The sequence below is a fragment of the Ferrovum myxofaciens genome, from assembly GCF_000735045.1.
Lineage (GTDB): Bacteria > Pseudomonadota > Gammaproteobacteria > Burkholderiales > Ferrovaceae > Ferrovum > Ferrovum myxofaciens.
This window is the reverse complement of the sequence record NZ_JPOQ01000600.1, coordinates 1-253: the sequence shown is the minus strand read 5'-3', so window position 1 is coordinate 253 and position 253 is coordinate 1. Positions and strand designations below refer to the sequence as shown.

Annotated in this window: 1 protein-coding gene; it reads left to right on the top strand. The window is 48.2% G+C overall.

Annotation, left to right across the window (positions count from 1 at the left end; all coding sequences use genetic code 11):
- A partial coding sequence (locus tag IV91_RS19975) for a hypothetical protein (protein WP_411464116.1) occupies positions 1-111 on the top strand: 111 nt, incomplete at its 5' end.
- Positions 112-253: the final 142 nt, after the last annotated feature.

The window sequence follows — 253 nt, the reverse complement described above, 5'->3', positions numbered from 1 at the left end:
AAAAACAAGGTTGAAGCAGCCTATCACCGCACCGATTTACTGGAACAGCGCAGGCCACTCATGAATGCGTGGGCAGAGTATATTGGATCTCGCGTTACTTCTGGAACGTGAACGAAAATTCCAACCCTATATCCCATTAACCCAGATGCCACGCCTTATCAACACCTCATTTATCTCAGCCCTTGCCGCTGGATTCCTGATGTAAAGGTCGTTGAGCTCGTACAAATTACACCCCCCAGAGTTACCTGAACTG